The sequence below is a fragment of the Nocardioides caricicola genome (assembly GCF_039541135.1).
GTDB classification, from domain to species: Bacteria; Actinomycetota; Actinomycetes; order Propionibacteriales; family Nocardioidaceae; genus Nocardioides; species Nocardioides caricicola.
In genome coordinates this window covers 664,964-690,900 of sequence record NZ_BAABFQ010000007.1, presented here as the reverse complement: position 1 = coordinate 690,900, position 25,937 = coordinate 664,964, and the positions used below count along the sequence as shown (strand labels likewise).

The following is a 25,937-nucleotide window of genomic DNA, read 5'->3' as shown; positions in this document are numbered from 1 at the left end:
CTATCAGCGAGTCCAGAGTGACAGTTGAACGACTCCCTTCCCCGAGTTCGAGGTCGTCCTCATGTCTCGCCGCACCGCCGTCGTCGTCTTCGGCGCCCTGGTCCTCCTGCTCGCCCTCCTGCCGTTCGTGCCGCGCGGAGGTCCCGACGACGACGGTCTGCTGCCGTCGGGCGACGAGGGGTACGGCGCGGCCCGCCCTGCCGCGACCGCCGGCTTCTCGAAGGTGACCCCCGAGGCGCGCGCCGAGATCGACCGGGTCGTCGCGGAGGGCAGCCGGCTCGCCCGAGCCCGCACGTCCGGCAAGGCGAGCCCCGAGCAGCTGGCCGCGAGCCTGGTGCGGTGCGCGGTCTTCGACGGTCAGCGCTACTGCCTGGGCAGCGGCTGGACCACGGACACCGAGGACGAGGTCCAGGCGCGCGTCGCGCGGACCGCCCGCGCCGTCGCCGCGCGCCCCGGGGGCGCCGTCGAGCACACCGGCGACCTCGATGCCCGGGCGGCGCTCGCCCAGCGGGCCCGGATGAGTCCCGAGGCGATGGCCCGTGCCGACCGTGCCGAGCTCACCCTGGCCGCTCGGTCGGTCGCGAAGGTCTGGCTGCTGCGCCACGAGATCGAGGGCGTGCCGCTGCCCGATGGCTTCCTGGCCGACCACCCGGAGGCGCGGGCCGCCGTACCGGCCGCGCGTGCGACGCCCAGCGCGAGCCCGAGCGCCACCCCGAGCGCGACGCCCGTGAAGGACGCGGGCGACTACCCCCAGCGCTTCCAGATCCTGAGCGGCGTGCAGACCGCCTCGCAGTCCCGCACGTACTGGTGCGGACCGACCTCGATGCAGATGATCGCCTGGGGCTGGCGCAACGAGCCCGAGTCGCAGCTGCACTGGGCGAAGCGGCTGCGGACCACCACGAACGGCACCTCGATCTACGACATGGTCCGGGTCGTCAACCAGGCGACCGGGTGGGACAACCGCAAGCACGCCGGGCCCTACATCGTGCTCGACATCGGGAAGTACACCTTCGCGAAGTGGATGCTGCTGATGATGCGGCACATCCACGACTACAAGGCGCCGGTCGTCCTGCACCCGATCCTGCTCAAGCGGTACTACCCCTACCTCGACGACGACGCCTCGGGGCACTTCCAGGTCGGTCGGGGCTTCGCGCAGCGGGGCGACCGGACCGACAAGCTCGGCTACTTCGAGCCGTGGAACCAGCAGCGGTTCGACCCGTCGGAGCCGTACATCGCCCGGGTCCAGTGGCGCGACGCGTACCGCAGCTTCCGCGCCAACCAGGCCCACTACGCGCACAACGTGGGCGTCTGATGCGCGCCGGCTGGGCAGCCGCAGCGGTCCTCGTGCTCGTCGCGGGTGGGTGCGGAGGCAGCGACGACCCGGCGGCCGAGCCCTCCGCCACCCCCAGCTCTCCGGCCTCCAGCACCCCACCCGCCTCGAACTCGCAGACCCCGGAGCCCCCGGAGTCCAGCGCGCCGCCCGCGTCGGAGCTGGACTGGCAGCCGGTCCCCGGGACGGTGCGCAACACCGTCACCCGCAGCTCCGAGTGGACGCTCACGGTCCGTGGCAACGGCGCCGGCTGGTCGCTCGACGGCCCGACCGGCTCGACCGGTGGCGAGCAGTCCGGCTGGCGGGTGAGCGACGCGCTCCTGGACCAGGACTGGGCGGTCGTGGTGCTCCAGGAGCGCACCGAGTCGCAGCCGAGCCGCGCCGAGGTCACCGAGCTCGCCACCGGCGACACGTTCACGGTCGACGGCTCCTCCGACGTGCCGACCACCAACGGAGGCACCTGGGCGCTCGGCGACGGGCGGTTGCTGCACGCGACGATCGGCCCGGGCGGGTCCTACTGCGTGGCCGCCGTCGAGCTGGCGACGCGCGAGTCCTCGCTCGGCTGGTGCGCCCCGAAGCGGCACGGGTTCAACGGCGCCCGGATCGCCCCGGGCGGCGACTCCGTGCTGAGCTTCGACGCCGGCCGCCCGTCCTGCCGGACCCTCGTGGCCCTCGACGGCACCGAGGCGGTGCCGTTCGAGGGCGTCGCCGAGTGCGTGGCGTGGGACGGGCTGCGCACCGGCGACGGCGCGGTGTGGTCGACGATCCCCGACGAGCGCCGGATCGAGGAGGCCCACTTCTTCGCGACCGCCGCTGGCGAGCGCGTCGACCTGGGGCCGGGTACGGCGGGGAGCCTGGTCTGGTGCGCCGGGGCGGCGTACTTCACCCGCGACCCGGAGCTCGACGGCGACCCGGCCACGCTCGTGCGGTGGAGCCCCACCGACGGGCCGGACGTGGTCTACGAGTCGCCCGGCGGGCGCGCGTTCCTCTCGCAGCCGCGCTGCGGCGGCGACCACCTCACGATCACCGCCGCCGCCGAGGCGGGCGACGAGCAGGTCACCGCCGCGCTGTCGTGAGGCCGTCGAGGGCCGCCATGTCGGCGTCGCTCAGCTCGAACCCGGCGACGTCGGCGTTGGACCGGATGCGGTCGGCGTGGACCGACTTCGGGATCACGATCACCTCGTGCTGCAGGTGCCACCGGATGATCACCTGGGCGGGGGTCCGTCCGGTCCGTTCGGCGATCTCGACGATGACCGGGTGCTCCAGCGTGCCGCCGCGCAGGGCGCTGTAGCCCTCGAGCGCGACCCCGCGCTCGCGGTGCTCGGCCAGGGTCGTGGCGTCGAAGAGCAGCGGGCTCCACTCGACCTGGTTCACGGCCGGCGCGACGCCGACCGCGTCGGTGACCTCGTCGAGGAGCGCGACATCGAAGTTGCTCACGCCGATCTCGCGGGCCAGCCCGGACTCGCGGGCCTCGACGAACGCGCGCCACATGTCGGTGTTGACCGAGCCGTCGCCGGGCCAGTGGATGAGCCAGAGGTCGACGTGGTCGGTCTGGAGCAGCTCGAGGCTCTGGCGCAGGGTGTCGAGCTCCCGGCCGGCCCGGTTCGGCGGGCACTTGGTCGTGATGAAGAGGTCCTCGCGCGCGACCCCGCTCTCGGCGACGGCGCGGCCGACCTCGCCCTCGTTGCCGTAGACCGTGGCGGTGTCGAGGTGCCGGTACCCAGCCTCCAGCGCGGCCGACGTCGCGCGCACCGCCTCGTCGCCCGTGATCTGCCAGGTGCCGAAGCCGAGGAGCGGGATCCGAGCACCTGCGGGGAGGGCCACGGTCTGGTCGGGGAGCTGAGGCGCGTCGGTCATGCCGCGATGCTAGTCAGGCCGCGGTCGTGGCCTCGACCGTGAGCCGCAGCTGACGGCGCCGGTGGTTGACCGCCTCCACGGTGAACATGACCAGCGCGATCCAGACGAGCACGAAGCCGATCCACCTCCCGGCGGGCATGTCCTCGTGGAAGTACAGGACGCCGAGGGCGAACTGGATGATCGGGGCGAGGTACTGCAGCAGCCCCAGCGTCACCATCGACACCCGGGTCGCGGCTGCTCCGAAGCAGATCAGGGGCACGGCGGTGACGATGCCGGTCGACATGAACAGCAGCGTGTGGTCGAAGCCGTGGGTCGAGAAGTTCGAGGCGCCGGTGAACGCCAGCCAGGCGAGGTAGGCGCCGGCGAACGGCGCGATCACGGCGGTCTCGAAGGCCAGGCTCTCGACCGCGCCGACGTTCGCGGTCTTCTTGCACAGCCCGTAGCTGCCGAACGTGAACGCCAGCACCAGCGCGACCCAGGGCAACCGGCCGTAGTCGAGGGTCAGCACGAGCACCGCGACGGTGGCGAACCCCAGGGCCACCCACTGCAGTGGTCGCAGCCGCTCGCCGAGGATCAGCACGCCCATCAGCACCGTCACGAGTGGGTTGATGAAGTAGCCGAGCGACGTCTCGACCACGTGGTCGTGGGTGACGCCCCAGATGTAGGTCAGCCAGTTCACCGAGATCACCGCCGCGGCGAGGGTGAGCAGCAGCCGGACCCGGTGGTCGGCGACGATCGCGCGCAGGTGCGGCGTACGCCGCATCACCAGCACGAGCAGCCCGATGGTGACCGCGGACCACAGGACCCGGTGGGCGAGGATCTCGAGCGCACCGGCGGGCTCCAGGAGTGGCCAGTAGAGCGGGAACACGCCCCACATGGCGTAGGCCGCGACCCCGAACGTCAGCCCACGGCGGGAATCCGGCACCCGCACATCCTAGGTTTACCGCCCGCCCGCGACGGAAACGGTGTGGACGGTTGTGTGGGGCAGGTGCCAAGGCCCCCGCTCTCGGGCGGGGGCCTTGTCCTGTCTCGGTGCTGTTTCAGGTGCAGTGCTGGATCAGACGATCGTCCAGGTGTCGCCGCCACCGATCAGCGCCGCGAGCCGGTCGGACGGCTCACCGGGAGTCGCCTCCCGTGCGGAGGCGACCTGGGCGCGGGCACCGTCGTCGTACGTCGGCCGCTCGACCTGGCGGAAGATCCCGATCGGCGACTGGTTGAGGTAGCCCGAGTCGGTGAGCCGCGAGATCGCGAACGCCGTGGTCGGGTCCTGGTTGTGCGCGTCGTGGACGAGGATCGCGTCCGCGCCGACGTCGGCGACCGACACGATCTTCACGCCGCCGCTCTCGGTGTCGCGGACCAGGCCCTTGGAGCCGTTGCCGAACAGGATCGGCTCGCCGTGCACCAGCGGGATGATCGCGTCGGCCTTGGTGTCGTTGTCCTTGATCGCGTCGAACGCGCCGTCGTTGAAGATCGGGCAGTTCTGGTAGATCTCCACGAACGACGTGCCGCGGTGGGCGGCGGCCGCGGACAGCACCGAGGTGAGGTGCTTGCGGTCGGAGTCGATGGTGCGGGCCACGAACGACCCCTCGGCGCCGAGCGCCAGCGAGACCGGGTTGAACGGGTGGTCCAGCGAGCCCATCGGCGTCGACTTGGTGATCTTGCCGGCCTCGGAGGTGGGGGAGTACTGACCCTTGGTGAGACCGTAGATCCGGTTGTTGAACAGCAGGATCGTCATGTTCACGTTGCGGCGCAGCGCGTGGATCAGGTGGTTGCCGCCGATCGACAGCGCGTCGCCGTCGCCGGTGACGACCCAGACCGACAGGTCTTCGCGGGCCGTGGCGATGCCGGTCGCGATCGACGGCGCGCGGCCGTGGATCGAGTGCATGCCGTAGGTGTCGAGGTAGTACGGGAACCGCGACGAGCAGCCGATGCCGGAGACGAACACGATGTTCTCGCGGCGCAGGCCGAGCTCGGGCAGGAACCCCTGGACGGCCTTGAGAACGGCGTAGTCGCCGCAGCCGGGGCACCAGCGGACCTCCTGGTCGGAGGTGTACTCCTTGCCGGTCTGCGGCTGGTCGTTGGTCGGGACGAGCTCGACGCCGGAGCGCAGGCCGGGGAACGGGAGCTCGGTGCTGGTGGTCACTGTGCAGCCTCCTGCGGGGTCGCGGTGAGGTCCACGGTGACGCCCTCGGCGTCGGCGACGAGTCCGCCGATCGCCTCGGCGAGCGCCGCCGCCTTGATGGGCATGCCGTTGACCTGGTTGTAGCCGATGGCGTCGACGAGGTACTTGCCGCGCAGCAGCAGCGACAGCTGGCCGAGGTTCATCTCGGGGCACAGCACCTTGTCGTAGCGCTTGAGGATGTCGCCGAGGTCCTTCGGGAACGGGTTCAGGTGGCGCAGGTGGACCTGCGCGACGTTGAACCCGGCCTTGCGGACGCGGCGGACGCCGGCGCCGATGGGGCCGTACGTCGAGCCCCAGCCGATCACGAGCACCTTGGCCTCGCCCGACGGGTCGTCGACCTCGAGAGGCGGCAGCGACTCGGCGATGCGGTCCACCTTGGCCTGGCGGGTGCGGACCATGAAGTCGTGGTTGGCCGGGTCGTAGGAGATGTTGCCGGTGCCGTCGGCCTTCTCGATGCCACCGATACGGTGCTCGAGGCCGGCGGTGCCCGGGATCGCCCACGGCCGCGCGAGGGTCTCCTCGTCGCGCAGGTAGGGCCAGTACTCCTCGGTCTCCGTGCCGTCCTTGGCGACGACCGTCTTGTTGCGCTCGGTCGCGAAGTTCGGATCGATCGTCGGCAGGTCCACGATCTCGGGGATCCGCCACGGCTCGGAGCCGTTGGCCAGGTAACCGTCGGAGAGCAGCATCACCGGTGTGCGGTAGGTGACCGCGATCCGGCAGGCCTCGAGCGCGGCGTCGAAGCAGTCCCCGGGCGACTGCGGCGCGACGATCGGGACCGGGGCCTCGCCGTTGCGGCCGAACATCGCCTGCAGCAGGTCGGCCTGCTCGGTCTTGGTCGGCAGACCGGTCGAGGGGCCACCGCGCTGCACGTCGACGACGATGAGCGGCAGCTCGGTCATCACCGCGAGGCCGATCGCCTCGGACTTCAGCGCGATGCCGGGGCCGGACGTGGTCGTCACGCCGAGCGAGCCGGCGAACGACGCGCCGATGGCCGCACCGATGCCCGCGATCTCGTCCTCGGCCTGCAGCGTCGTGACGCCGAACGCCTTGTGCTTGCTGAGCTCGTGGAGGATGTCGGAGGCCGGCGTGATCGGGTAGGAGCCCAGGAACACCGGGAGGCCCGACTGCACGCCGCCGGCGATCAGGCCGTACGAGAGCGCCAGGTTGCCGGTGATGTTCCGGTAGGTGCCCGGAGCCATCCGGGCCGGCTTGATCTCGTACTGGACGACGAACATCTCGGTGGTCTCGCCGAAGTTCCACCCGGCCTTGAACGCCGTGATGTTGGCATCGCGGATGTCGGCGACCTTGGCGAAGCGCTTCTCGAGGAAGGTCACGGTCGGATCGGTCGGGCGGCCGTACATCCACGACAGCAGACCGAGCGCGAACATGTTCTTGGCGCGAGCGGCGTCCTTGCGCGACAGGCCGAACTCCTTGACCGCCTCGACCGTCATGCCGGTGAGGTCGACCGGCTGCACCTGGAACTCGCCCAGCGGGTCGTTCGCGTCGCCGAGCAGGTCGAGCGGGTTCGCGTCGTACCCGGCCTTGGTGAGGTTGCGCGCGGTGAAGTCGTGCGTGTCCACGATGATCGTGGCGCCCTTGGGCAGGTCGCCCAGGTTGGCCTTGAGCGCGGCCGGGTTCATCGCGACCAGCACGTCGGGCGCATCGCCCGCGGTCAGGATGTCGTGGTCGGCGAAGTGCACCTGGAACGACGAGACGCCCGGCAGCGTGCCCTGAGGGGCGCGGATCTCCGCCGGGAAGTTGGGCAACGTCACCAGGTCGTTGCCGAAGACCGCCGACTCCTGCGTGAACCGGTCACCGGTGAGCTGCATGCCGTCACCGGAGTCGCCCGCGAACCGGATGATGACCCGGTCGAGCTGCTTGACCTGCTTGGACACTCGCGTCCACTCCCTCGCGTGTCACTCGTCGCGGGCCTCGCGGCCCGATCCGAGATCGATCGTACTCACGGTACGTCGAAACTGGAACCTGTTCCAGTTTTCCGGTGGCCGGGGCCCTGGTACGGCCTCTCACGATAGTCCGCGTCGCGCTCGGACCGGAGCGATCTCTGCCCGCGGACGTGTGACACGCGACACGAATCATATATTTTCTGACCCCATGCACTTGTATTTCTCGTAAGTCGAGTAGTCTCGTCGGCATTCCACAGAAACCCCACTTTGCGTGGGCCTTGAAAGGGTTGAGATGACGAAGACGATCAAGGTTGCGGCGGCCCTCGCGGCGGCCGGGGTGCTGGCCTTGACCGGATGCTCCTCTGCGGAGGGCGGTTCGGGCAGCGGCGAGACGATCCATCTGAGTGCGTTCTCGGTCATGGAGGCGGCCAACGAGCCGGTCTTCGAGGACTTCGAGGGCACCGACGCCGGCGACGGCGTCGAGTTCGAGCCGTCGTACGGCGCCTCGGGCGACCAGAGCCGTGCGGTCGTGGCCGGTTCGCCCGCCGACGTCGTGCACTACTCCCTGGAGACCGACGTGACCCGCCTCGTGGGTGAGGGCATCGTCGCCGAGGACTGGAAGGACAACGCCACCAACGGCATCGCGACGTCCTCGGTCGTGGTCTTCGTGGTGCGTGCCGGCAACCCGGACAACATCCAGACCTGGGAGGACCTGGTGAAGCCGGGCGTCGAGATCATCACGCCCAACCCGGGCTCCTCGGGCTCGGCCCGGTGGAACATCCTGGCGGCCTGGGCGCACGCCACCGGCGGCACCGACGACGAGGCGGCGGGCAAGGCGTTCCTGACCAAGCTGCTCACGAACACCATCGCGCTGCCGGCCAGCGGCCGTGAGGCGACCACCGCGTTCACCGACGGCAGCGGCGACGTCCTCCTCTCCTACGAGAACGAGGCGATCCTCGCCAAGCAGAACGGCGCCGACGTCGACTACATCGTCCCGCCGGACACCCTGCTCATCGAGAACCCGGCCGCCGTGACCGAGGACGCGGGCGACGCCGCCCAGGCGTTCCTCGAGTTCATGACCAGCCCCGAGGCCCAGGCCGACTACGCCGCGTCCGGCTTCCGCCCGGTCGTCGACGGCGTCGACGTCCCCGAGGTCGAGGGCGCCAACGACCCGAGCGACCCGTTCCCGGCGCCGGAGACCCTCTACACGCTCGACGACAACTTCGGTGGTTGGGGCGTGGCCGCGGACCTGTTCTTCGGTGACGGCCAGGAGGGCAACCCCCTCGGCATCATCACCGAGCTCCAGCAGAGCCTCGGCAAGGAGGGCGAGGAGTAATGACGTCCGCCCTCTCCGGGGCGACGATCGACGCAGCCAGGCCGGCCCCCGATCCCGGGGGCCGGCCGGGCCGCGTCCGCCGTAGCAAGCCCCGTAACACCCTGACCCCCGGTGCCGGGCTGGGCCTCGGCATCGCGATGCTGTGGTTCAGCCTGCTCGTGCTGGTCCCGCTGTCGGCGATCGTCGCCACCGCGGCGGCCGGCGGCTGGGAGAACTACCTCAACGTCCTCCAGGACCCGCAGACCTGGAACGCGCTCAAGCTGACGGTCACCCAGGCCGCGCTCGTCACGCTGATCAACGTCGTGATGGGCACCGTCATCGCCTGGGTGCTGGTCCGCGACAGGTTCCCGGGCAAGGCGATCATGAACGTGATCATCGACATCCCGTTCGCGCTGCCGACCGTGGTCGCCGGCCTCGTGCTGCTCGCGCTCTACGGGCCGAACAGCCCGATCGGCGTGCACTGGGCGTTCACGTCGAAGTCAGTGGCCCTCGCGCTGGCGTTCGTCACGCTGCCGTTCGTCGTGCGGGCGGTGCAGCCGGTTCTCGAGGAGCTCGAGGCGGACGTCGAGGAGGCCGCGGCCTCCCTCGGTGCCAACCGCTGGACGATCTTCCGCCGCATCCTGCTGCCGAGCCTGGTCCCCGCGATCACTGCGGGCGCCGCACTGAGCTTCGCCCGCGCGATCTCGGAGTACGGCTCGCTGGTGCTGCTCAGCGGCAACCGGCCCAACGAGACCGAGGTCGCCTCGGTGCGCATGCTGTCGTTCATCGAGAACGGCAGCTACGCCTCCGCCGCGGCCATCGCCTCGGTCATGCTCGCGGTCGCGCTGTTCGTGATCGTGGTGCTCGACATCGTGCAGAGGCGGGTGTCGCGCCGTGGTTAAGGTCTCCGCTCCCGTCCGCTGGACGCTGCGCCTGCTGGCGGTCGGCTACGTGTTCCTCCTCGTGGCCTGGCCGGTCGGCATGCTGTTCCGCCGTACCTTCGAGGGCGGCCTGCAGAACCTGTCGGACGCCCTTGGTGATGAGGACGTCATCTCCGCCCTGATGCTCACCGCCCAGGTGGCCGGCATCGCCGTCGTGATCAACCTGGTGTTCGGCCTGACGATCTCGATCCTGCTGGTGCGCTACGAGTTCCCCGGCAAGCGGCTGCTGTCGGCGATGATCGACGTGCCGCTCTCCGTCTCGCCTGTGGTCGTCGGCCTCGCGCTCGTGCTCGTCTACAACGGGCGCGACGGCTGGTTCGGCCAGGGCCTCGAGGAGGGCGGGCTCCAGGTCATCTTCGCGACCCCAGGCCTGGTCATGGCCACCTGCTTCGTGGCGCTGCCCCTGGTGATCCGCGAGGTCGTCCCGACCCTCACCGAGATCGGGGACGAGCAGGAGCAGGCGGCCCGCAGCCTCGGCGCCAATGCGCCGCAGACGTTCTGGCGGATCACGCTGCCCAGCATCAAGTGGGCGCTCGTGTACGGCGTGGTGCTCAGCCTCGCCCGGTCGATCGGCGAGTTCGGCGCGGTGAAGGTCGTCTCGAACAACGTCAGCGGCAAGACCCAGACGGCCACGTTGATGGTCGAGGAGAAGTACCAGAACTTCGCTCAGGGCTCGGCCTACGCGATCGCGTTCCTGCTGGTGATGGTCTGCATCGCCTGTCTGGTCGTGGTCGCCGTACTCCGCCCCAACGACGAGCACTGAGACGAGAAGAGGACGAAAGACATGAGCATCGACATCACCGGCGTACGCAAGACCTACGGCGACTTCGTCGCCCTCGACGACGTCAGCCTGACCATCCCGACCGGGCAGCTCACCGCGCTGCTCGGCCCATCGGGCGGCGGCAAGTCCACGCTGCTCCGCGTCATCGCGGGCCTCGAGACCGCCGACTCCGGCACGGTGACCATCGAGGGCACCGACGCCACCAAGCTGCCGCCGCAGAAGCGCAACGTGGGCTTCGTGTTCCAGCACTACGCCGTCTTCAAGCACATGACGGTCGCGAAGAACGTCGCCTTCGGCATGGAGATCCGCAAGAAGCCGAAGGCCGAGATCGCGGCGCGGGTGGACGAGCTGCTCAAGCTCGTGCACCTCTCGCAGTTCTCGCACCGGCTGCCCTCGCAGCTGTCGGGCGGCCAGCGCCAGCGCATGGCGCTGGCGCGGGCGCTCGCGGTCGAGCCGACCGTGCTGCTGCTCGACGAGCCGTTCGGCGCGCTCGACGCCAAGGTCCGCAAGGAGCTGCGCGACTGGCTGCGCCGGCTGCACGACGAGGTGCACGTGACCACGGTGTTCGTCACGCACGACCAGGAGGAGGCCATGGAGGTCGCCGACGAGATCGTGGTGATCAACGAGGGTCGCGTCGAGCAGGTCGGCACTCCCGACGAGCTCTACGACGAGCCGGCCAACGACTTCGTCATGAGCTTCCTCGGCGAGACCACCCGGCTCAACGGCGCGCTGGTGCGGCCGCACGACATCCACATCTCGCTCGCCCCGCAGCTCGCGGGGGCGGCGGAGGGCGTGGTGTCGCGGGTGCTGCGCGTCGGCTTCGAGGTGCGCGTCACCGTGCTCACCGACGACGGCGAGGAGGTCGGCGTGATCCTCACCCGCACCCACGCCCGCCAGCTCGGCGTCGAGGAGGGCGTCCGCGTCTGGGTCACCCCGGTCACCGGCGCCACGACGGTCCCGGCGATGGCGGCGACCGCCGGCTGACCCGTCAGCGCGATAGGAGGCGGACGGAGCCGACGAACGTCCGGTACACGTCCGCCTCCTGCCGCCACTGCCGCGGCGTCGCGCTCCACGTCACCTGGATCCCGTCGCGCAGCACGGTGAGGCCGCGGTACGTCGTACCGCGCTCGCGGTAGCGCCAGGTGAGCCGCTTCCCGTCGACCCGGGCCGAGGTGACGTGCGGGTCGTCGCGCAGGCCCTCGGCCAGCTGCCCGAGGGTGCGCCGCGGCTCGGGCACGATCTCGGCGTACCGCTGGAGCGAGCCCCGGCCCGGCCGGAGGTAGAGGTGGCAGCCGCCACCGGACCCGTCGACCGACTCGGTCTGGGGGACCGGCGGCGCGTACGACGCGGCGCGGTCGAGCCCCCGCGCCGAGCAGATGCTGCGGTCGCTGCGGAGCAGCGCGAGGCTGTCGGTCACCGCGGCGAGGTCGTCGGCTCCGGCCGGCCGGCCGTGCGGGCTGATCCAGGTGAGCCGGACACCGCCGGCCTGCAGCACGAGGTAGTCGAGGCGCTGCCCGTCGCAGTAGCAGTAGTAGCCGAGCCGCTCACCGACCTGGTCGCCGAACACCGGCACGGCGGCGGCGTACTCGACCTCGCCCAGCTGGCCGTCACCCTGGTCGGGTCCCGTGAACGGGTCGACCTCGCGCTCCTTCACCGCGGCGAGGGTCTGCGCCGGGTCGAGCGCCACGTAGAGCTCGCGGGCGATGCCGGCGCCGAACCCGCAGGTCGGGCCGTCCCGGTGGAGCCAGGAGTACGTCGGCGGCACGCCGAACCTGGTCGCCAGGCCGGTGTTGTCGCGGGCCCGCAGGTCGGAGCACTGGGTGACCGGCCAGCCCCGCGGGACGTCGCCCGTCGCGACGAAGGGCGCCGGTGGTTCGGGAGTGCCGGCGCGGACGGTGGCCGGCTCGGCCGCGTCGTCGGTGCAGCCCGCCGCCACCACGAGGACGGCGACGAGCGCGAGGATGCGGGCCCGAGTCCGCACCGGTCAGCGGTAGTTCGTGAACTGCACCGCGAAGTCGTAGTCCTGGGCCTTCACCAGCTGCTGCACGGCCTGCAGGTCGTCGCGCTTCTTCGACGAGACCCGCAGCTCGTCGCCCTGGATCTGCGCCTTCACGCCCTTGGGGCCCTCGTCGCGGATCAGCTTGGTGATCTTCTTGGCGTCCTCCGAGGAGATGCCCTCCTTGAGCGCGATCCCGATCTTGGACTGCTGCCCGGACTGGCGCGGCTCGGAGGCGTCGAGGATCTTGAGGCTCTGCTGGCGCTTGATGAGCTTGTCCTTGAACACGTCGAGGACGGCGGAGGCCCGGTCGTCGGCCGACGCGGTGATCTCGATGGCGTGCTCGCCCTGCCACTCGATGGTCGCGCCGGTGCCCTTGAAGTCGAACCGGGTGGCGATCTCGCGGGCAGCCTGGCCCAGCGCGTTGTCCACCTCCTGGCGGTCGATCTTGCTGACGATGTCGAACGACGAGTCGGCCATGCGGTGCTCCTAGCGAGTGGCCGGAGATGACCCCGGCATTTTTCTGATGCGGATGTGCCTGCGCTATTGTTTCGTCTTGCTGCCAGCGAGCCAAACGGCTCGACCGGCGCACACCCGGCAGGTTGCCCGAGCGGCCAATGGGAGCGGACTGTAAATCCGTCGGCTTTGCCTTCGAAGGTTCGAATCCTTCACCTGCCACATGGGACGGAAGGCCCCGCACAGACTCTGTGCGGGGCCTTCTGCATCTGTGGTTCAAACCCTGGACTGGACAAGGTTTTCGATCGCGACGGCGTGGGGAATCAGTCGGCCATGGAGGGACAGAACTCGATCGTGATGGTGCCGGAAGAGCTGTTGCGCAACCTGGACTGGAACCCGGGGGCGGACGGATGTTGGCGACCGGCGGTGCACGCCACGACCTGACCGGACCGGCGAGGAGCGTCGGAAAGTAAAAACGGTCAAGACTCGTCGGAAAGCGTGACGGCCGCCACACCGGTCGTGCGAGCATCGCCGGCATGCGCAACCGTCTCCTGCTCGCGAGCCTCGCCGTCGCACCCCTGACGTGCGGCCTCCTCGCGGCCGCCCCGCTCAGCTCCGCCGCCCCGACCGCGCCGTCGCGGGCTCCGATCGTCAGCACCGCCGGCGACCTGGAGGCGGTCGTGACCGCCCCGGTCGGCGGCGACTGGTCGGTGCGGTTCACCGACCGGGCCGGCACGGTCGTGGCCTCGGTGGCCCACGACGCGATCGGGCTCGAGACCGCGGCGGGGCGGGTGCTCGCCGACCACGTCGTCGCGGTCGACGGCGGCGTCGTCGAGCTCGGCACGTCGGACCCGGCGCTGACGGCGACCGTCAGCGTCGTCCCGGACGGCGACGGCGTGTTCGCGGTGTCGGTGGCCGGCCACGGCGACGGCGTCACCGGCGTCTCGCTCGACCTGGTGGCGCCGGGCGGCGAGCGCTACCTCGGTCTCGGCGAGCGCTCCGACGCCGTCGACCACCGCGGCAAGAGCGTGCTGAACCGGGTGATGGACGGGCCGTACACCCAGAGCCAGGCAGAGATCGTGCGGCTCTTCGTGCCCGAGCCCGGCCTCGGCAAGCGCCCCGACTCGACGTACTACCCGATCCCGTGGGTGCTCTCGACGGCCGGGTACGGCGTGCTGGTCGACAACGACGAGGACAGCACGTTCGAGCTGGCCACCCCGAAGCACCGCACGGTCAACCGCTTCTCGGTGGAGTCCGACGAGCTCGACCTCCGCGTCTTCGGCGGGCCCACGCCGGCGCGGGCCCTGGCCCGGATGACCGCGGCCATCGGCCGCCAGCCCGAGCCCGAGACCGCGGCCGTCTACGGCGCGTGGTTCCAGCCGCGCGGGGACGCGGTCGCCCAGATCGACGACCAGCGCAGCCGCGGCGTGCCGGTCTCGGTCGCGCAGACCTATGTGCACTACCTGCCCTGCGGATCGCAGGACACCGAGCGGGAGCGGGCGATGACCGCGGCGCTGCACGAGCGCGGCGTCGCGGTGACGACGTACTTCAACCCGATGGTGTGCCAGGACTACCAGCCGGCCTACGACCAGGGCCTCGAGGCGGACGCCTTCACCCGCGCGGCGGACGGCTCGGTGCTCACCTATCCGTACAACACCGCGAGCCACTTCGAGGTCTCGCAGATCGACTTCTCCGCCGACGCCGGCCGCGACTACTTCAAGCAGCTGCTGCAGGAGTCGGTCGACGACGGCTACGACGGCTGGATGGAGGACTTCGGCGAGTACACGCCGGACGACGTCATCTCCGCCGACGGCACCCCGGGCCCGGCCATGCACAACAGGTACGTCGAGCAGTACCACGCGACCGCCCGCGAGTTCGAGGAGTCCGCACCGAGGCCGCTGCTGCGCTTCTCGCGCTCGGGCTGGACCGACGCGGTCAAGGAGACCACGATCGTCTGGGGCGGCGACCCGACCACGGGCTGGGGCTTCGACGGCCTCACCTCCTCGGTCACGCAGGGCATCACGATGGGCACCTCCGGCGTGACGACCTGGGGACCGGACATCGGCGGGTTCATGACGCTGCCCGGCGACCCCTACCTGACGCCGGAGCTGCTCAACCGCTGGATCCAGTACGGCGCGTTCACCGGCGTGATGCGGCTGCAGTCGGGCGGCATCCAGTTCGCCGGACCGACCAAGCCCCTCGTGACCGACCCCGAGGTGCAGCCGGTGTGGAAGACGTACACCCGCCTGCGCACGATGCTCTACCCGTACGTCGCCGGCAGCCACGATGCCTACCAGAGCTCGGGCCTGCCGCTCATGCGCCACCTCGCGCTGACCCACCCCGACGACCCGCGGGCCGCCGCCTCCGACGACGAGTACCTGTTCGGCCGCGACCTGCTGGTCGCGCCGGTGACCACCGAGCGGACCTCGCGGCGTGAGGTCTACCTGCCGCGGGGCCGGTGGCTCGAGCTCGCGAACGCGTGGACCTTCAGGCAGGACGGCCGGTTCACGCTGAAGCGCGCGACGATGACCCCCGGTGGCCGCACGGTCAAGGCGTCGGCGCCGTTGGACACCATCCCCGTGTTCCTCCGCGGCGGCGCGGTCGTCCCGATGCTGCCGCGGACCGTCGACACGCTGAGCGAGTACGGCGACGGCACCGGCATCGGCGCCCTGGCCGACGCGGCCGGCCGGCGTACCCTCCTCGCCGCACCGGTGGCGGGGACGTCCCGCGGCACGCTCGGCCCGGACGAGACGCTCACCTCGCAGGTGCGGAGCGGCGCGTGGACCGTGCGTCTCGACGGTGCGCAGGCGCGGACCTACGACCTCCGCGCGACGCTGACCGGTCTGGCGCCGTCGTGGACGCCCTGCCGGGTCGAGGCCGACGGTGCGAAGGTGCCGTTCGACTACGACGCCGCCTCGCGGGTGCTGACCCTCAGCGCCGGTCTGGCCGCGGACGGCGTGCTGCGCGTGGTCGCCTGCGGTCGCTAGCGCGGCGGCGTCAGCGACCGGTCCAGCGGGGCTCCCGCTTCTCGGTGAAGGCCGCGACTCCCTCGCGGGCGTCGTCGGAGAGCAGGACGGGGCTGGCGAGCTCGCTCTGGCGGGCGAACGCCTCCGCGGGGGTCCAGGTGGGTGCGACGTCGACGATGTGCTTGCCCACGCGGACCGACAGCGGCGCGTTGGCCGCGATGCGGTGCGCCGCCGCGAGCGCGGAGGCCAGGGTCTCCCCGCGCGGGACGACGGTGTTGACCAGTCCCAGCTCGGCGAGGCGCTGAGCCGGGAGCGGGTCGCCGACCAGGGCGAGCTCCAGCGCCACGGCACGGGGGAGCCGGGTGGCGGTGCGCCACAGCCCGCCGGCAGCGGCGAGCAGACCGCGCTTGGCCTCGGGCAGGCCGAACGTCGCGTCCTGCGCGGCGACGATGAGGTCGGCGCACAGGGCGAGCTCGAAGCCCCCGGCGAGCGCGGGCCCCTCGACCGCGGCGATCGTGGGCTTGGTGGGTGGTTCGGCGGTCAGCCCCAGCGGGCCGCGGCGGTCGGTGACCGGGACCTCGCCGCGGTTGGCTCCGGCGAGGTCCATCCCCGCACAGAAGGTGTCACCCGCCCCGGTGAGCACGATGACCCGGACGGTGTCGTCGGCCTCGGCGTCGTCGACCGCCCGCTCGAGGAGCTGGGCGGTCAGCCGGTCGACGGCGTTGCGGGAGCGCGGGCGGTTGAGGGTGATGACCCAGACCTCGTCGCCGTCACGGCCGGTCAGCACCGGGGACGGGGGCGGGGCGGGGAGCGGCTGCCGCTCCCCGTCGACGACGAGGTCGCCGTCCTCGAGCCGCACGGTGCGCCGGAGCGGGTCAGCGGCGGTCAGGGCCTCGATGCCGGCCGCGTCCTCGCGGCGGAGCAGGACCCGCTCACCGCCCGGGGTGATCGCCGAGAGCACCGCACCTTCGACGTTCCCCTCGCGGTCGTGCGAGATCGTCACGGCCTCGATGACCGCGGGCCCGTCCAGCTCGGTGCGGACCGGTCGCGGCGCCGGGCGCTCGAACGCCGGCTTGAGGTGGGCGAACTGCCGCGCGGGCGGGGTCGCGGAGTAGACGCCGAGGGCGTGCTTGGTCGCGTACCAGCCCAGCGAGCTGGACAGCCCGTACTGCTCCGGCTGCGCCCGCAGCAGCGGGACGAGGGTGGCGACCGCGTGCAGCCCGTAGTTGTTGCCGGGGCCGCCGGCCGAGGTGAGACCGCCGGTCACGCTCAGTGGCCGGTCCGGGTCCTGCCACGGGAGGCCGAGCGCTCGGGCGCCGAGCTGCACGGCGGCCGGGAAGCAGGAGTAGAGGTCGATCGGCCCCAGGTCCGCGACGCTGATCCCGGCGTGGTCCAGAGCGGCCGCGCCGGCGGCCTCGATCGCCGGCGAGGAGGTCAGGTCGGCGCGTTCGGAGACGAACCACTCGTCGGTCGCGGAGGCCCCGGCGTGCAGGAAGACCCACCGGTCCTGAGGGACCCCGAGAGCCTGCGCGGCGGCGACGCTGGCCACGATCACGCCCGCGGCGAGGTCGACCTGGAGGTTCGCGCACATCAGCTTGGTGTACGGCTCGGACACCGCCCGGTTGGTCGCGCCCGGCACGCCGATCTCGGTCGCGGTGCGCTCGGTGGGGTCCCAGGCGTAGGGGTTGCCCGCCGCGACGGCGCTGTGCCGCGCCCACAGGTCCGCGATCCGTTGCTGGTGCTCCTCGGCGCCGGCGCCGGACTCGCCGCGCAGCGCGGACTCGATCAGCGCGTACACGTAGATGGGGGCGCCCAGCCCGACGCTCGTCTCGGCCTCGTTGTTCGCCGGCCGGTCCACCCCGATCACCCGGTCGGGCCCGGCGTCCGGATCCTGCCGGGTCCATGCCGGCTCACGACCCTGCGCCTGGAGCGCCGCGACGGTGGCACCGGCCTCGGCGCCACTGACGAGGACGACGTGCGCCGCCTGGTCCGCGACCTGCTGGGCGGCGTCGTTGAGCGCGAGCTGCGCACCGTCGCCGCCGTACGGCGAGGTCTGCACGGTGCCCGCCTCGGTGGCGCCGACCAGCTCGGCCACCAGGCCGGCCTGGTCCGGATAGGTCCACGAGGCGGTGGGCACGGCGTAGACCAGGTCGGCGCGGGCCAGCAGGTCGGCGGAGACGCCCGCGTCGTCGGCGGCCGACCGCAGCGCCCGGACCGCCAGCTCGACCGGCTCGACCGGCGCCGCGAGGTCCGGGGTCCGCTGGACGACCTGGCCGGCTCCGATGACGACCGGGGTCGAGGGATCCAGCATCCTCCCGGTGCGCTCGTGGAGCACGGGCTCGTCCGCGAACCGGCCCTGCCGGCCCGGGCTGCCGTCCAGGAGGCCGGCCAGGGCCTCCAGGGACTCGGTCAGGGCGGTCTCGACGCTGCGGACCGCGGTCAGGCCGACGGGGCCCCGCACCGGTGCCCCGTCCAGCGCTCCGTCCAGGCGCACCGCCGCACCGCCCCGCGCCGCGACGACCGTGCACCACAGCCCCACCGTGATGCCCATCGGTCCCGTGCCGCGGAGCTCGAAGCCGCTCTCGTCGGCCCGCTCGACCCGCCAGCGCGCCTGCGCGGGGATGTCCATGAGCGAGATCTGCTGGACGAACTCGTCACCCACGCCCATCCGGTCCGGGCGCTCGCCGCGCCAGGACAGGTGCAGCGTCAGCCACTCGTGCGCCCGGCCCAGGTCGGAGACCAGGTCGACGACGGCGGCCGGCGCCGCCCCCACGGTCCGCACCGCATGGACCTGCCGCGCGTAGTCGTCGAGACCGTCCGGCGCCGGCACCGAGACGTCCGGCGTACTCGCGTCGGAGCCCGCGCGGAACCTGCCCACGACGTCCGTCACGGTCACCTTGGCGGTCTGCGCCAGGACCGGCGCCAACGTGCGAGCGCTGCGCAGCACGCGGCGCGACGAGGAGGGGCGAGACATCGAGACCAACTTTCCGTCTGACCAGACTGTTTCGGGAGAGCATAGGGTCGCGGCCATGTCGACCGGCCGCCGCACCCAGCAGGAGCGGTCCGCCGCGACGCGCGCCAAGGTGCTCGAGGCCGCCTACGAGAGCCTCCTGGAGCGCGGGTACGGCGGCACCACGGTCGGCGAGGTCCAGCAGCGCGCCGGCGTCGCCCGGGGCACCCTGCTGCACCACTTCCCGACCCGCGGCGCGCTGATGGGGGGCGTGGTCGAGGACATCATCGAGCGCCGCCTGCGGGTGCTCACCGGCCCGGAGCTCGAGGCCGCCACCGCGGCCGGCAGCTGGGACGACGTCGTGGACCTCGTCTGGGACGAGCTCCAGCAGCCGCCGTTCGCCGCTGCCCTCGAGCTGTGGGTCGCCGCCCGTACCGATGCCGACCTCCGCCAGGCGCTGCTGCCCCTGCAGGAGCGGATCTACGCCACGGTTCACCGCCGCGTGACGGTGCTCGCCGGTGACGACCATCCCCGCGCGCCGATGCTCGTGCAGTTCACGATCGACCTGCTGACCGGCTCCCACCTCGCCGGCATCCTCCGCCCCAGGGCCGGGACGTCGGCCGTCGTCGAGGCGTGGAAGTCCGCCGTACGCGAGCTCGCGGAGCGCGACTCCGGCTAGGGTCCCGACCGTGAACTTCGCGAAGCGGCTGGCCAACCGGGCCCTGCTCGCCGGCTGGCGCTGGGCGAGCCGGGCCGGCGAGATCGTGCCCGGCACGCGCGAGGCCGAGCGGTTCGGCAGCTTCGGCCGGGGCAGCAGCCTCGGCTTCCCCGCCGCCACCCTGATGGGCACCCGCGCCATCCACCTCGGCGAGGACGTGCTGGTCGGCCGGCAGGCGTCGCTGTCGGTGGGCTACGGCCCGACGCAGGCGAACCTCCCCGAGCGCGGCCTCGTCATCGGCGACCGCACCGTGCTCGGCGCGCGGATCACGATCGTCGCCCACGTCTCCATCGAGATCGGCGACGACGTGTGGTTCGGCCAGGACGTGTTCGTCACCGACTCCGGGCACGGCTACCAGGACCCGACGCTGCCGATCGGCGAGCAGTTCGGCGCCCACCTCCCGGTCCGGATCGGGTCCGGCTCCTGGATCGGGCACGGCGCGATCATCCTGCCCGGCGCGACCATCGGCCGGAACGTCGTGGTCGCGGCCGGGTCCGTCGTCCGCGGCGACGTCGCCGACCACAGCGTCGTCGGCGGCGCACCGGCCAAGCTGATCCGCCGCTACGAGCCGGGCGTGGGGTGGATCGGCGCCCGCGGCGACGTACGCCCGATCACCTCCGGGCACTTCGGCGGACTCTTCGACGAGCCGGACGACACCATCGTGAGCGCGTAGGGCATAGCCTCGGTGCAGGGGGCAACCGACCGAGGGAGCTGAAGGTGACCACGACGCCGCCCAACCTGCTGGAGGAGCTCGAGCCTGTCGTCGCCGAGAACCTCGACCGGCACCTCTCGATGGCCCAGGAGTGGCACCCGCACGACTACATCCCGTGGAGCCAGGGCCGCGACTTCGCCATGCTCGGCGGGGAGGACTGGTCGCCGGAGCAGTCGCAGCTGTCCGAGACGGCCAAGGCCGCGATGTTCACGAACCTGCTCACCGAGGACAACCTGCCGTCGTACCACCGCGAGATCGCCACCCGCTTCGGCCGGGACGGCGCGTGGGGCACCTGGGTGGGGCGCTGGACCGCGGAGGAGAACCGGCACGGCATCGCGATGCGCGACTACCTCGTCGTCACGCGCGGTGTCGACCCGGTCGAGCTCGAGAGGGCGCGGATGGAGTACATGACCTCCGGCTACGACTCCGGCGACAAGACCGCGCTCGAGGCGGTGACGTACGTGTCGTTCCAGGAGCTCGCGACGCGGGTCTCGCACCGCAACACCGGCAAGGTCACGGGCGACCCGATCGCCGACCGGATGCTCGCGCGGATCTCCAAGGACGAGAACCTGCACATGGTCTTCTATCGCAACATCGTGGCCGCGGCGCTGGAGATCGCGCCGGACGCGACGATGCGCGCGATCGCCGACGAGGTGATCGGGTTCGAGATGCCGGGCGCGACGATGGCGGGCTTCCGGCGCAGCTCGATGCTCATCGCCAAGGCCGGGATCTACGACCTGCGGCTGCACCACGACGACGTGATCATGCCGGTGCTGCGGCACTGGGACGTCTTCGACCGCACCGGGCTCGGCCCCGAGGGGGAGCGGGCCCGCGAGGAGCTCGGGGCGTTCCTCGAGGCGCTCGACGCCCAGGCGACGAAGTTCGTCGACCGGCGCGCGGAGAACCGGGCCCGCGACGCCGCCCGCGCCGACGGCAGGAAGCCCGACATCGTCGCCTCGTGATGAGTTCTCGCGGCGTCACCCGTCACATGGACGACGGGTACGACGACGAGAGGGATGGCGAGATGACCGTGGACACGAGGATGGCGGAGACCGACGAGCAGGAGTTCTCGGCGCTGGCCGAGCGACACCGGCGCGAGCTGCACGTGCACTGCTACCGGATGCTCGGGTCGTTCGACGACGCCGAGGACGCCGTGCAGGAGACGTTCCTGCGGGCCTGGCGCCGGCGCGAGACCTTCGAGGGACGCTCGACGTTCCGCGCGTGGCTCTACCGGATCGCGACGAACACCTGCCTGGACCTGCTCGCGACGAAGCGGCCGGAGCCCGCCACCGGCGGCGAGGTGCTGTGGCTGCAGCCCTACCCCGACCGGCTGCTCGACGACCCGGAGGTCGCGGCCGCGGCGCGGGAGACCCTCGAGCTGGCGTACGTCGTCGCGGTCCAGCACCTCGCGCCGCGCCCGCGGGCCGCGCTGCTGCTGCGCGACGTCGTGGGCTGGCCGGCCAAGGAGGTGGCGGAGCTGCTCGGCGACTCCGTGAACTCGGTGAACTCCGCGCTCCAGCGGGCTCGCGCCGGCATGCGCGAGCACCTGCCCGCCGAGCGGCAGGACTGGACCGGTGGCGAGGACGACGCGGCGACCCGCGAGCTGGTCCGACGGTTCACCGACGCGACCGTGGCCACCGACATCGACACCCTCGCGGCGATGCTGCGCGACGACGTCCGCAGCTCGATGCCGCCGACGCCGGGCGTGCACCGCGGTCGCGACGCCGTCCTGGCCGACTGGGTGCAGGACGGCTTCACGGAGATCACCGGCCTGCGCGGCGTACCCACCTCCGTGAACCGGCAGCCCGCGGTCGCGTTCTACCTCTGGCGGGACGCGGAGGACGCCCACGTCCCGCTGACCCTCGACGTGCTGCGCGTCAGCGGCGGGCGGATCACCGAGGTCACGATCTTCCACGACGACCAGTTCGCACGTCTCGGCCTGCCCGAGCGGCTGCCCGCGACCCGGTGAGGTCCCTCGCGCTGCGTGGCCTGGTGGCCACGCTCGCGGCGACGGCGTCCACCACGCTCGCCGCCGCGCTCGCCCACGCCCTCGGGATCGACCTCGAGGTCTCGGGAGGCGAGGCGATCCCGGTCCCGGGGATCGCCACCGTCACCTGCTTCCTCTCGCTCGTCGGTGTCGGGATCGCCCTGGCGCTCCGGCGGTGGAGCGACCGGCCGGCCAAGCGGTTCGTGTCGGTCGCCGGGACGCTGACCGTGCTCTCGCTGGTCCCACCCCTGCTGCTCGCCGGGGACGCCGCGACGGCGGTCACCCTGGTCGCGCTCCATCTCCTGGCGGCGGCGGTGATGGTCCCCGCGCTCGCGCGGGGCCTGCGCTGAGCTCGCCGTTGCGTGATACCCCTGGGGGGTATATGGTACGAACACCAGTACCCCCCAGGGGTATCATTGCAACGGAGAAGGAGCCCCCGATGAGCACGAGCGAGTACCAGGTCACCGGCATGACGTGCGGCCACTGCGAGATGTCGGTCCGCGAGGAGGTCGGCACGCTGCCGGGTGTCCAGGACGTCCAGGTCAGCCACGAGACCGGCAGGCTGGTCATCACCGCCGCCGAGCCCCTCGACGACGCCGCCGTGATCGCGGCCGTCGACGAGGCCGGATACCAGGCGGTGCGGACCTCATGAACACCGCCCCTCGGCTCGGGTTGTACGGCGCGGGGCTGGCCGTGCTCTTCGTCGGCGCCTTCGCCGCAGCCGGCGCGGTCGTCCCGCAGAGCACGGTCGACAGCTGGACGCAGGAGGCCGACGGCGGCCACGAGATGGGGGCCGAGGACTCGGCCGGTCATGGCGACGAGCACCCCGCGGAGACCGCGAGTGCGGTCCGCGGGGTGAGCAGCGCCCAGGACGGCTACCTGCTCGCGCCGGTCGCCGCGCCGGACCAGGTCGGCGATCGCGGGACGCTGTCGTTCCAGGTGCGCGACGCGCACGGCGAAGCGCTCACCAGCTTCGCCACCGAGCACGACAAGGAGCTGCACCTGATCGTCGTCCGTTCCGACGGCAGCAGGTTCCGCCACGTCCACCCGACGATGGCGGCCGACGGCACCTGGTCGCTGCCCTGGGAGTGGCGTGCGGCCGGCACCTACCGCGTGTACGCCGACTTCGTGCCCGCCGACGACCCCGAGGGCCAGCCGGTCACGCTGACCCGGACCGTCGAGGTGACCGGGGCGTTCGCGCCGGTGGTAGCGACGCCGACCGACACCGCCGAGGTCGACGGCTTCACCGTCGCCCTCACCGGTGACCTGGAGGTCGGCGAGAGCTCGCAGCTCACCCTGACCGTGACCCAGGACGGCGAGCCCGTGACCACGCTCGAGCCCTACCTCGGCGCGTTCGGCCACCTGGTGGCGTTGCGCGAGGGTGACCTCGCCTTCCTGCACGTCCACCCGGAGGGCGACGAGCCCGCCGCAGGTGAGACCTCCGGGCCGGAGATCTCGTTCATGGCGCAGGCGCCGACCCCGGGTCGGTACCTGCTCTACCTGGACTTCCAGGTCGACGGCCAGGTGCACAGCGCGCCGTTCGTCGTCGACACCCACACCCACTGATCGCGGAGGAGGAACCATGGGCACCACACCGGTCATCGAGCTCGAGATCGGCGGCATGACCTGCGCCTCCTGCGCGATGCGGATCGAGAAGAAGCTGAACAAGCTCGACGGCGTCACCGCGACCGTGAACTACGCGACCGAGAAGGCGCAGGTGCACGCGCCCGACGGGCTCGACGCGGAGACGTTGATCGCCGAGGTGGCGAAGGCCGGCTACACCGCGAGCCTCCCGGCCGCGCCCGACGCCGACGCGGACGAGGAGCGCCCCGACGCCGAGCTGGTCGCGCTGCGGCAGCGGCTCATCGGCTCGATCGTGCTCGCCGTACCCGTGATCGCGATGGCGATGGTGCCGGCGCTGCAGTTCGAGTACTGGCAGTGGGCGTCGCTGACGCTGGCGGCGCCGGTCGTGCTGTGGGCGGCGTGGCCGTTCCACAAGGCCGCCTGGACCAACCTGCGGCACGGCGCCGCGACCATGGACACCCTGGTCTCGCTGGGCACGCTGTCGGCGTTCGCCTGGTCGCTCTACGCGCTGTTCTTCGGCACCGCCGGCGAGCCCGGCATGACCCACCCGTTCGAGCTCACCGTCAGTCCCACCGACGGCGCCGCGAACATCTACTTCGAGGTCGCCGCCGGCGTCACGATGTTCCTGCTGGCGGGCCGGTACTTCGAGAAGCGGTCGAAGCGGCAGGCCGGGGCGGCGCTGCGCGCGCTGCTGGAGCTCGGCGCCAAGGACGTCGCCGTCCTGCGCGACGGCGTCGAGACCCGCATCCCGACCGCTGAGCTGACGGTCGGTGACGAGTTCGTCGTGCGCCCGGGCGAGAAGATCGCCACCGACGGCGTGGTCGTCGGCGGTACGTCGGCGGTCGACGCCTCGATGCTCACCGGCGAGTCGGTGCCGGTCGAGGTGGCCGTGGGGGACGCGGTCACCGGCGGGACCGTCAACGCCGGAGGTCGGCTGGTCGTGCGCGCGACGCGCGTCGGCGGCGACACGCAGCTGGCGCAGATGGCCAAGCTCGTCGAGGACGCGCAGTCCGGCAAGGCCGAGGTGCAGCGGCTCGCCGACCGGGTCGCGGGCGTGTTCGTCCCGATCGTCATCGCGATCGCGGTCGGCACCCTGGGCGCGTGGCTGGGCGCCGGGTTCCCTGCGGCCGCCGCGTTCACCGCCGCGGTCGCCGTCCTCATCATCGCGTGCCCGTGCGCCCTGGGGCTGGCGACGCCGACGGCGCTGCTGGTCGGGACCGGCCGGGGCGCCCAGCTCGGCGTGCTCATCAAGGGGCCGGAGGTGCTGGAGTCGACCCGCAGGGTCGACACCGTCGTCCTCGACAAGACCGGCACGGTCACCACGGGCACGATGACGCTGGTCGACGTGGTCACCGGCGCGGGGGTCTCCCGCGCGGAGCTGCTCCGTCTCGCCGGTGCCCTCGAGGCCGCGTCCGAGCACCCCATCGCCCGGGCGATCGCCCGCGGCGCGGCCGAGGAGGCCGGGCCGCTGCCGGACCCGGAGGACTTCGCGAACGTCGAGGGCACCGGCGTCCAGGGCATCGTCGACGGCCACGCGGTCCTGGTCGGCCGGGAGTCGCTGCTCGCCGAGTGGTCGCAGCACCTCGACGACGAGCTCGCGGGCGCCATGGCCCACGCCCGGGCCCAGGGGCGGACCGCGGTCGCGGTCGGCTGGGACGGCGCCGCGCGCGGTGTGCTCGTCGTCGCCGACCGCGTGAAGCCGACCAGCCGTGAGGCGGTCGACCAGCTGAAGGCGCTCGGGCTGACGCCGGTGCTGCTCACCGGCGACAACCGGGCAGTGGCCGAGCAGATCGCCGCAGAGGTCGGCATCGACCGGGTCGTCGCGGAGGTCCTGCCGCAGGACAAGGTCGCCGTCGTCCGCGACCTGCAGGGCGAGGGCAAGGTCGTCGCGATGGTCGGGGACGGTGTCAACGACGCCGCCGCGCTCGCCCAGGCCGACCTCGGCCTGGCGATGGGCACCGGCACCGACGTGGCCATCGAGGCCGCGGACATCACCCTGGTGCGCGGCGACCTGCGCAGCGCCGCCGACGCGATCCGGCTGTCCCGCCGGACCCTCGGCACGATCAAGGTCAACCTGTTCTGGGCGTTCGCCTACAACGTGGCCGCGATCCCCCTGGCCGCCCTCGGCCTGCTGAACCCGATGCTGGCCGGCGCCGCGATGGCGTTCTCCAGCGTGTTCGTCGTCGGCAACAGCCTGCGGCTGCGCTCGTTCGCGAGCCACGCCGTCTCCACCACCCCTGAGCAGAGAGACTGATCCC

General features: G+C 72.1%; 22 protein-coding genes and 1 tRNA gene. 16 read left to right on the top strand and 7 right to left on the bottom strand.

The genetic code is table 11. From position 1 onward, the window contains the following. The first annotated feature begins 61 nt into the window (after window positions 1-61). Window positions 62-1,312: a hypothetical protein gene (locus ABD875_RS17455; RefSeq protein WP_345180478.1), complete on the top strand. Its 1,251-nt coding sequence runs from the start codon at window positions 62-64 to the stop codon at window positions 1,310-1,312. Then, complete coding sequence (locus ABD875_RS17450; RefSeq protein WP_345180477.1) at window positions 1,312-2,406, top strand: hypothetical protein; 1,095 nt, start codon at window positions 1,312-1,314, stop codon at window positions 2,404-2,406. Before ABD875_RS17455 ends, ABD875_RS17450 begins: the two co-directional genes overlap by 1 nt. On the opposite strand, the gene ABD875_RS17445 is transcribed toward ABD875_RS17450, so the two are convergent. The 4 genes from ABD875_RS17445 to ABD875_RS17430 form a co-directional block, all read right to left on the bottom strand. Beyond that, complete coding sequence (locus ABD875_RS17445; protein WP_345180476.1) at window positions 2,387-3,187, bottom strand: aldo/keto reductase; 801 nt, start codon at window positions 3,185-3,187, stop codon at window positions 2,387-2,389. The two genes, ABD875_RS17450 and ABD875_RS17445, sit on opposite strands and share 20 nt — an antisense overlap. A 13-nt stretch (window positions 3,188-3,200) precedes the next feature. After that, the gene (rarD, locus tag ABD875_RS17440) at window positions 3,201-4,112 is read right to left on the bottom strand and encodes an EamA family transporter RarD (RefSeq protein WP_345180475.1); all 912 of its coding nucleotides are present in this window, start codon (window positions 4,110-4,112) and stop codon (window positions 3,201-3,203) included. Between the two features lie 132 nt (window positions 4,113-4,244). Continuing rightward, window positions 4,245-5,330 carry a 2-oxoacid:ferredoxin oxidoreductase subunit beta gene (locus ABD875_RS17435; RefSeq protein WP_379187943.1) on the bottom strand — a complete coding sequence of 362 codons (1,086 nt, stop codon included), beginning with the start codon at window positions 5,328-5,330 and terminating at the stop codon, window positions 4,245-4,247. Continuing rightward, window positions 5,327-7,264 (bottom strand): 2-oxoacid:acceptor oxidoreductase subunit alpha, encoded by a 1,938-nt coding sequence (locus tag ABD875_RS17430; RefSeq protein ID WP_345180474.1) that lies wholly within the window; start codon window positions 7,262-7,264, stop codon window positions 5,327-5,329. Before ABD875_RS17430 ends, ABD875_RS17435 begins: the two co-directional genes overlap by 4 nt. Before the next feature lie 301 nt (window positions 7,265-7,565). Between ABD875_RS17430 and ABD875_RS17425 the strand changes: the two genes are divergently transcribed. From ABD875_RS17425 to ABD875_RS17410, 4 genes are read left to right on the top strand one after another with little or no spacing between them, the layout of a single operon-like run. Continuing rightward, on the top strand, window positions 7,566-8,609 hold the full coding sequence (locus ABD875_RS17425) for a sulfate ABC transporter substrate-binding protein (RefSeq protein WP_345180473.1): 1,044 nt from the start codon (window positions 7,566-7,568) through the stop codon (window positions 8,607-8,609). Next, window positions 8,609-9,490 carry a sulfate ABC transporter permease subunit CysT gene (gene cysT, locus ABD875_RS17420; RefSeq protein WP_345180472.1) on the top strand — a complete coding sequence of 294 codons (882 nt, stop codon included), beginning with the start codon at window positions 8,609-8,611 and terminating at the stop codon, window positions 9,488-9,490. The genes ABD875_RS17425 and cysT overlap by 1 nt, the downstream gene beginning before the upstream one ends. Continuing rightward, window positions 9,483-10,292: a sulfate ABC transporter permease gene (locus tag ABD875_RS17415; protein WP_345180471.1), complete on the top strand. Its 810-nt coding sequence runs from the start codon at window positions 9,483-9,485 to the stop codon at window positions 10,290-10,292. The genes cysT and ABD875_RS17415 overlap by 8 nt, the downstream gene beginning before the upstream one ends. A 21-nt stretch (window positions 10,293-10,313) precedes the next feature. Beyond that, window positions 10,314-11,294, top strand: a complete 981-nt coding sequence (locus ABD875_RS17410; protein WP_345180470.1) for a sulfate/molybdate ABC transporter ATP-binding protein — start codon at window positions 10,314-10,316, stop codon at window positions 11,292-11,294. A 4-nt stretch (window positions 11,295-11,298) separates the two neighbouring features. Here ABD875_RS17410 and ABD875_RS17405 read toward each other — a convergent pair whose 3' ends face one another. Further along, window positions 11,299-12,291, bottom strand: coding sequence for a hypothetical protein (locus ABD875_RS17405; RefSeq protein WP_345180469.1), 993 nt, complete (start codon window positions 12,289-12,291; stop codon window positions 11,299-11,301). 3 nt (window positions 12,292-12,294) lie between these two features. After that, complete coding sequence (locus ABD875_RS17400; RefSeq protein ID WP_345180468.1) at window positions 12,295-12,786, bottom strand: YajQ family cyclic di-GMP-binding protein; 492 nt, start codon at window positions 12,784-12,786, stop codon at window positions 12,295-12,297. Between the two features lie 116 nt (window positions 12,787-12,902). Between ABD875_RS17400 and ABD875_RS17395 the strand changes: the two genes are divergently transcribed. Together ABD875_RS17395 and ABD875_RS17390 are read left to right on the top strand one after the other, a co-directional pair. Next, window positions 12,903-12,984: transfer RNA gene (locus ABD875_RS17395), tRNA-Tyr, on the top strand. A 314-nt stretch (window positions 12,985-13,298) separates the two neighbouring features. Further along, window positions 13,299-15,749 carry a TIM-barrel domain-containing protein gene (locus ABD875_RS17390; RefSeq protein WP_345180466.1) on the top strand — a complete coding sequence of 817 codons (2,451 nt, stop codon included), beginning with the start codon at window positions 13,299-13,301 and terminating at the stop codon, window positions 15,747-15,749. 10 nt (window positions 15,750-15,759) lie between these two features. On the opposite strand, the gene ABD875_RS17385 is transcribed toward ABD875_RS17390, so the two are convergent. Then, window positions 15,760-18,702: a type II toxin-antitoxin system Rv0910 family toxin gene (locus tag ABD875_RS17385; protein WP_345180464.1), complete on the bottom strand. Its 2,943-nt coding sequence runs from the start codon at window positions 18,700-18,702 to the stop codon at window positions 15,760-15,762. 55 nt (window positions 18,703-18,757) lie between these two features. On the opposite strand from ABD875_RS17385, the gene ABD875_RS17380 reads away from it, so the two are divergent. The 8 genes from ABD875_RS17380 (at window position 18,758) to ABD875_RS17345 (ending at window position 25,933) form a co-directional block, all read left to right on the top strand. Further along, window positions 18,758-19,357: a TetR/AcrR family transcriptional regulator gene (locus tag ABD875_RS17380; protein ID WP_345180463.1), complete on the top strand. Its 600-nt coding sequence runs from the start codon at window positions 18,758-18,760 to the stop codon at window positions 19,355-19,357. Between the two features lie 10 nt (window positions 19,358-19,367). Continuing rightward, the gene (locus tag ABD875_RS17375) at window positions 19,368-20,069 is read left to right on the top strand and encodes an acyltransferase (protein ID WP_345180461.1); all 702 of its coding nucleotides are present in this window, start codon (window positions 19,368-19,370) and stop codon (window positions 20,067-20,069) included. A gap of 44 nt (window positions 20,070-20,113) precedes the next feature. Next, window positions 20,114-21,070 carry an acyl-ACP desaturase gene (locus ABD875_RS17370; protein ID WP_345180460.1) on the top strand — a complete coding sequence of 319 codons (957 nt, stop codon included), beginning with the start codon at window positions 20,114-20,116 and terminating at the stop codon, window positions 21,068-21,070. Further along, window positions 21,070-22,077 (top strand): RNA polymerase subunit sigma-70, encoded by a 1,008-nt coding sequence (locus ABD875_RS17365; protein ID WP_345180532.1) that lies wholly within the window; start codon window positions 21,070-21,072, stop codon window positions 22,075-22,077. Before ABD875_RS17370 ends, ABD875_RS17365 begins: the two co-directional genes overlap by 1 nt. A 23-nt stretch (window positions 22,078-22,100) precedes the next feature. Beyond that, entirely contained in the window at window positions 22,101-22,445 is a 345-nt protein-coding gene (locus tag ABD875_RS17360) for a DUF6069 family protein (RefSeq protein WP_345180459.1), read from the top strand. 89 nt (window positions 22,446-22,534) lie between these two features. Next, complete coding sequence (locus ABD875_RS17355) at window positions 22,535-22,747, top strand: heavy-metal-associated domain-containing protein (RefSeq protein WP_345180458.1); 213 nt, start codon at window positions 22,535-22,537, stop codon at window positions 22,745-22,747. Beyond that, window positions 22,744-23,661 carry a heavy-metal-associated domain-containing protein gene (locus tag ABD875_RS17350; protein ID WP_345180456.1) on the top strand — a complete coding sequence of 306 codons (918 nt, stop codon included), beginning with the start codon at window positions 22,744-22,746 and terminating at the stop codon, window positions 23,659-23,661. The genes ABD875_RS17355 and ABD875_RS17350 overlap by 4 nt, the downstream gene beginning before the upstream one ends. A 16-nt stretch (window positions 23,662-23,677) precedes the next feature. Further along, entirely contained in the window at window positions 23,678-25,933 is a 2,256-nt protein-coding gene (locus tag ABD875_RS17345) for a heavy metal translocating P-type ATPase (protein ID WP_345180455.1), read from the top strand. Window positions 25,934-25,937 lie beyond the last annotated feature (4 nt).

Bases quoted from the DNA above. Each gene is read 5' to 3' on its own strand.
- ABD875_RS17455 (WP_345180478.1), top strand. From the start codon at position 62: ATGTCTCGCCGCACCGCCGTCGTCGTCTTCGGCGCCCTGGTCCTCCTG.
- ABD875_RS17450 (WP_345180477.1), top strand. From the start codon at position 1,312: ATGCGCGCCGGCTGGGCAGCCGCAGCGGTCCTCGTGCTCGTCGCGGGT.
- ABD875_RS17445 (WP_345180476.1), bottom strand. From the start codon at position 3,187: ATGACCGACGCGCCTCAGCTCCCCGACCAGACCGTGGCCCTCCCCGCA.
- ABD875_RS17425 (WP_345180473.1), top strand. From the start codon at position 7,566: ATGACGAAGACGATCAAGGTTGCGGCGGCCCTCGCGGCGGCCGGGGTG.
- cysT (WP_345180472.1), top strand. From the start codon at position 8,609: ATGACGTCCGCCCTCTCCGGGGCGACGATCGACGCAGCCAGGCCGGCC.
- ABD875_RS17410 (WP_345180470.1), top strand. From the start codon at position 10,314: ATGAGCATCGACATCACCGGCGTACGCAAGACCTACGGCGACTTCGTC.
- ABD875_RS17400 (WP_345180468.1), bottom strand. From the start codon at position 12,786: ATGGCCGACTCGTCGTTCGACATCGTCAGCAAGATCGACCGCCAGGAG.
- ABD875_RS17390 (WP_345180466.1), top strand. From the start codon at position 13,299: ATGCGCAACCGTCTCCTGCTCGCGAGCCTCGCCGTCGCACCCCTGACG.
- ABD875_RS17385 (WP_345180464.1), bottom strand. From the start codon at position 18,702: ATGTCTCGCCCCTCCTCGTCGCGCCGCGTGCTGCGCAGCGCTCGCACG.
- ABD875_RS17380 (WP_345180463.1), top strand. From the start codon at position 18,758: ATGTCGACCGGCCGCCGCACCCAGCAGGAGCGGTCCGCCGCGACGCGC.
- ABD875_RS17365 (WP_345180532.1), top strand. From the start codon at position 21,070: ATGAGTTCTCGCGGCGTCACCCGTCACATGGACGACGGGTACGACGAC.
- ABD875_RS17355 (WP_345180458.1), top strand. From the start codon at position 22,535: ATGAGCACGAGCGAGTACCAGGTCACCGGCATGACGTGCGGCCACTGC.
- ABD875_RS17350 (WP_345180456.1), top strand. From the start codon at position 22,744: ATGAACACCGCCCCTCGGCTCGGGTTGTACGGCGCGGGGCTGGCCGTG.
- ABD875_RS17345 (WP_345180455.1), top strand. From the start codon at position 23,678: ATGGGCACCACACCGGTCATCGAGCTCGAGATCGGCGGCATGACCTGC.